At 44.9% G+C, this 5,143-nt stretch carries 6 protein-coding genes and 1 pseudogene; 3 read left to right on the forward strand and 4 right to left on the reverse strand.

From position 1 onward, the window contains the following. Together WJ238_RS04795 and WJ238_RS04800 are read right to left on the reverse strand one after the other, a co-directional pair. The coding region (locus tag WJ238_RS04795) for a toxic anion resistance protein (protein WP_337606291.1) at nt 1–1,041 on the reverse strand (1,041 nt) is incomplete at its 3' end. Nucleotides 1,042–1,062: 21 nt separating this feature from the next. Beyond that, a complete protein-coding gene (locus tag WJ238_RS04800; protein ID WP_337606292.1) occupies nt 1,063–2,292 on the reverse strand; it encodes a 5-bromo-4-chloroindolyl phosphate hydrolysis family protein in 1,230 nt (409 codons plus the stop codon). A 270-nt stretch (nt 2,293–2,562) separates the two neighbouring features. Here WJ238_RS04800 and WJ238_RS04805 point away from each other — a divergent pair, with 270 nt between their 5' ends. From WJ238_RS04805 to WJ238_RS04815, 3 genes and pseudogenes are all read left to right on the forward strand, one after another. Continuing rightward, nucleotides 2,563–3,201 carry a DUF1847 domain-containing protein gene (locus WJ238_RS04805; protein WP_230105012.1) on the forward strand — a complete coding sequence of 213 codons (639 nt, stop codon included), beginning with the start codon at nt 2,563–2,565 and terminating at the stop codon, nt 3,199–3,201. Next, a complete protein-coding gene (locus WJ238_RS04810) occupies nt 3,198–3,902 on the forward strand; it encodes a pentapeptide repeat-containing protein (RefSeq protein WP_337606293.1) in 705 nt (234 codons plus the stop codon). Before WJ238_RS04805 ends, WJ238_RS04810 begins: the two co-directional genes overlap by 4 nt. Nucleotides 3,903–4,065: 163 nt before the next feature. Further along, nucleotides 4,066–4,554: pseudogene (locus WJ238_RS04815) on the forward strand (helix-turn-helix domain-containing protein); the annotation flags it as partial. Here the strand turns inward: WJ238_RS04815 and WJ238_RS04820 are convergent. Together WJ238_RS04820 and WJ238_RS04825 are read right to left on the reverse strand one after the other, a co-directional pair. Beyond that, nucleotides 4,534–4,887 carry a DUF5626 family protein gene (locus tag WJ238_RS04820; protein WP_337606294.1) on the reverse strand — a complete coding sequence of 118 codons (354 nt, stop codon included), beginning with the start codon at nt 4,885–4,887 and terminating at the stop codon, nt 4,534–4,536. The pseudogene WJ238_RS04815 and the gene WJ238_RS04820 sit on opposite strands and share 21 nt — an antisense overlap. A gap of 23 nt (nt 4,888–4,910) precedes the next feature. After that, nucleotides 4,911–5,143: integrase core domain-containing protein (locus WJ238_RS04825; RefSeq protein ID WP_337606295.1), on the reverse strand; the 233-nt coding region annotated here is incomplete at its 5' end.

A 5,143-nucleotide genomic window follows, 5' to 3' on the forward strand; every position in this document is an offset into this window, starting at 1 on the left:
CCGCCCATTTTGATGTTCTCCTTCCAGCCGATGTATTTCCTGTTCCGCTTCTCTTCTCTTTGTCCGTCCTTCCTGCTGGATCTGCATTACCTCATCAAGGGTGGAAATAAGAGATTCATTTGTGGCTTTCAATGTTTCCATATCCACGATTCCCCGCTCGGATTCTCTGGCGGATTCTACAGACGCCATCTTCAGTTTTTCTGCATTCCTGCGAAGAAGTTCATTTGTCATATCTGTCACTTCCCGCTGTGCAGCTGCTGCCTGTGAGGAATGCTCCACGCCAAGGGCAAGCACCATCTGACTTTTCCACAGCGGCACAGTATTGACAATGGTAGATTGGATTTTCTCCACCATCAGCGTATCATTGTTCTGCACCAGCCTGATCTGCGGAGCAGTCTGCACTGCGATCATTCTTGTCAGCTCCAGATCATGAACTTTCTTTTCAAAACGTACACACAGAGATTCCAGGTCTTTCGCCGCCTGAATATCCTCCGGGAACCCGCTGGTCTCCGCTTTCTTTATCATTTCCGGGAGTTCTTTTGTCCTTACATCCTCTATCTTCTTTTTTCCTGCCGCAATATAGAGGTTCAGCTCTTTATAATATTCCAGATTCTGCTGATACATCTTATCCAGAAGAGCTGCATCTTTCATAAGCTGAACCTGATAGCCCTCCAGCGTTTTACAGATCTTGGAGATGTTTGCCTCCGCCTTATCGTATTTTGCTTTCATGGCTGTCAGCTTATTGGCATTCTTCTTAAAAAATCCAAAAATTCCTTTGCTTTCTTCCTCGTCAAAATCTTTCAATTCAGTGACGACATCGGTAAGCAGCCCGCCGATTTCACCGAGATCTTTGGTACGCACATTTTCCAGTGCCTTTTCAGAAAAATCCGCCATCTTTTTCTGTACGCCGGAGCCGTACTGCAAAACGGCGTTGGAATCATACAGATCAATCTCTCCGGCAAATGCTTCTGCTCTTGCTTTTTCTTCCTCTGTAAGAGAGGTCTGTTCTGTTAGGGTTTGATATTCTTCGTTCATGCTCATTTCCTTTCCTGATCTGTTCTGTTATTTTCTGTTTTTCTGAAGGCCGTCCTCTGTCAGCCCCTCCTGCGCCAGCATTGCTTCCAGTACGGAAATATCAGAAGAAATATCCCAGGCCACGTCTTCAAACAGGCTGTCCAGCAATTTCTCAAAAGCTGTATTCAGCGTATCCAGCGTCTTTTCAATCTCTTCTTTTGCCTGACGGATATTTTCTCCTGCTTCCGGCTGGCCGTCCAACTGCTCGTAAGCCTCCAGAAGTTTCACCGTTGTGGGGAGATAGTATTCCATCATTTTTTCAATATCTTCCACGGCAGAAGGATCTTCCCTCACCCGGTCAAATATCCTGCGGACCAGAAGTTCGATCCGGTCAATTTTCCGGGAAATTTCCACTCCCGGAATGGCGTCGTTGCACTCCCTGATTTTCTTCACATACCAGTTTCCCAGGCTGATGACTTTTTCTGCTTCAGTCTCCGGCTTTTCCGGTGTTCTTTCCTGCCTCTGTCTCTCCTGTTCCATGGCCTCCCGGCGCTCCTTCTCCGCCTGCATGTGGGCTTCTCTTTGCCGTTTCAGCTGCTGATATTCTTCATAAAATGCGTCCGTCACCATAAGGCAGGTTTCCTGATCGTCCAGATGCCCCTGCAGAAACCAGCGCTTTTCGATCATTTGTTTCAGATCCTTTACAACGCCTTTTACTGATCTTCCGCTTTTATCCGCCAGTTCCTTTACATTGCAGTAGACTCTTCCCTGCATGATCTCAATATATTTATGAAAACGCCTGTTCCTTCCAAGGCGGGTCCTGCCGTTCCATATAAGAACAACTCCCGCTGCGACCAGCAGCAAAAGCATCCCTATCAAAAGGCCTCCCAGCCATGGAAATGCTCCTGTTACCGCTACGGTTATTACAGTTGCCGCCAGCACAAGACTGCCTGGGATCAGCAGGAGACATCCGAGAATCGTTAAAATGATCCCTGCTGCTTTTACTCCTTTATTGCCGGCAAAAAGAGTGCGGGGCTTTGTATCCGGTCTGCTGTATTCCTGTCCATCCCACCGGAAATCCGGTCTGCTTTTCCCAAAATCGGCGCCGGCCTGCCGGAATCCTTCGCCTGTTTGACGGACACTCTCCCGAAACTGAAACACCGCGTCATTTACTGTATTTGCAATTGTATCATTAAGTCTGCGAAAATCCTGGGAGTCAATGGCATTTTGAACGATGTTCCGAATGTCGCGCCCCCATCTTTCCCAATCCTGGTTCATGCTTTCTGCGTCCTTTCTGTTCTTTGTCTTCCATTATAGCAAGTTGCCGGCCTGCTGACTAGTGTATTACTGCATTCCCTTTCAGATAAGTTCCCCTTGTGATATAATGTCCACGTAGGCAATGAGCCGTGCAAAAATGCGGGAAACGCAAACGCCTGCCTGCAGGCGATTTGAGGTTTTCGCATTTTTATAGGGCGAATGCCCGTGAGCGAGAGCCGGAAAGGCTCGAGCTGACACGGCGAATGTTTTAATAAAAAGGAGGAATACTTTATGTCCGAGAATAACCTATCCTGCATTGACTGTGCTGTAAAAAACTGCGACAAGGAGGATCGCTCCTATCCGCCTTTCTGCCTCACAACGCACATGGATCACGAGATTCTTAACGAAGCTCTCTCCTGCTACCAGGAGCCGGAAAATCACGCAATCATGTGCGCTGCCGCAGAAGTGGAATTTGAGCACTACTGTAAATATACCAGGGTAGAGGAAATTATGGCTTTTGCCGAAAAAATAGGTGCAAAAAAGATAGGCATAGCCACCTGTGTGGGACTGCTGGCGGAAAGCCGTACCCTGGCGCAGATTTTTCGCAGCCATGGATTTGAAGTTTACGGAATCGGCTGTAAAGTAGGCGCCATCCCCAAAACAGCTCTCGGAATTGATGAAAAATGCAACGGCGTAGGCAAAAACGCCTGCAATCCTATTCTGCAGGCCAAGCTTCTTAACGCCGCGAAAACCGACCTCAACGTGGTAGTAGGTCTCTGCGTCGGTCACGACAGCCTGTTTTACAAATATTCCGACGCCATAGTTACAACAGCCGTGACAAAGGACAGAGTTCTTGGGCACAATCCGGCGGCTGCACTTTATACTGCCAACTCTTATTATTCAAAATTAAAACAGGAAGGTGAGGTATGATGAAGAAATTATCTTCAGAAGAATTAAAAGAGCAGTTAAAAGAACGAAAAGAAGGCTCTCTGCTTCCTCTTCGCGAAATTCTGGTTGAAAATGCCGACCTTAGCGGCTGGAATATGGATCATGTTGACTTTTCCCTTTCCACTTTCCGAAACGTCTGTTTTAACGGAGCAAGCCTGAAAGGAAGCACTATAGAAAACTCTCTGTTTGATCAGTGTACGTTCCGCAAAACCTGCTTTCAAAACGCCAATATGAAAGGCGCTGCCCTCCGCTATGACGATCTGACCGGAGCCGATATCCGGGGCGCCAACCTCTTTTCCGCAGTGTTAGAGTTCGCCGATCTGACGGATATTATTTCTGATGAGGATACAAAATTCTTCCGGCTCTACTGTCCGGAGAAGGGCGCTTTCCTTGGATATAAAAAATGTTTCAACAATCGGCTGGTGCAGCTTCTTATCCCGGCTGACGCCAAGAGAACTTCCGCCACCCTAAACTCCTGCCGCTGCAGTAAAGCTAAAGTTCTGACGATCAAAAGCTTCGACTATTCCGAAGAATATGACGAAGCCTGGTCTCTTGTAGATGAAAATTTTGTTTACCGCCGGGGTCAGTGGGTAGAAGTCAAAGATTTCAATGAAGACCGGTGGCAGGATTCTACCACCGGAATCCATTTCTGGCTCACCCGCGAGGAGGCCAAAGCTTATTGATGCATCAACGCTTTAAAGCCCACCTGTTAACTTTCTTTTGACTTCATATTGCTTTCTGTATTTCCTCGAGCTATAATCGTCTCAAATATATTAGCGAAGGGAGAGATATATATGGAAATTGGCGATAATTTAAAAAGAATAAGATTAAAAAGGGGGACTTTCACAAAATGAAGTCGCTGATAAATTAAACATATCTCGACAAGCTGTTTCTAAGTGGGAACGTAATATATCTTCACCTGATATAGAAACATTAGAGAAATTAAGGAAGCTTTATGATGTAAGCTTTGATGAACTAATAACACAGACGGAAATAGACAGTAATGCTTCTATTGTTGAAAAAAGTGATAATATGGACATATTTGAAGGTCAGGAGAATAGAATAATACATTGTCTTATTATTATTGGAATGCTTGTATTATCTTGCTCATTACCTTTTCTTGGAATCATTATCTCCATTTTTATCATATACTGTTTAGTAAAAATCAGGTCAAAATCTATCCTGCTTTTTTCTTGCTGCTTTCTTGCCATTTTTATCAATACCTGGAACACTTGGGCGTTTTTAAATAATGCTTTTATAAAAGAAGCGACAGCCACTGTTGAAGTAGTGGCTGTCAATTATAAAAATAATTATTTAGATCACCTCGGTTTTTAAAGCACTTCCTGAAATACAGGCTTTTACCCCTGTGGGAATCGCTATTATACCAGGATAATAGTTAAATGTATACAAAGCTTCTTTTGTACTTGTTAATCTAAGCCTGGCCCCTTCTATTCTACCTATGTAAGCGGCATAAAATGGATCATATGCTGACACTAGCTTATTATCTTTTACTTTTACCTTAAATCCCGCTCTCCAGCTCCCGGAAGATGTGCATGTAATCTGATAAGAATTGTCCGCAATTCTTTCTTCTGAAACGATTTGCGATATGACTACATGTATAGCATTTCCTTCCTTGTCCAGTATGATATTGTCAAGATTAGTTGACACATTTATTTCAAGGATATCACTGACTATGCTACCAGTTCCAAATCCTCATAATACTGTCTGCGTTTTATCATGGGAGGAAGCCCGCCATTGGCAGAGCAGATCCTCCGGTTATTCCAGTAGCTGAGGAAGTATCTCCAAATGAGCGCCTTTAATTCCTCTACCGTCATCTGCCTTGTGTCATAGCGGTCATAAAGGAGCTCTGTCTTCATTCTGGCCCACATACTCTCACAGCGTGCATTATCATGGCAGCGTCCTC

It is taken from the genome of Claveliimonas sp., from assembly GCF_037273965.1.
Classification (GTDB): Bacteria; Bacillota; Clostridia; order Lachnospirales; family Lachnospiraceae; genus Claveliimonas; species Claveliimonas bilis.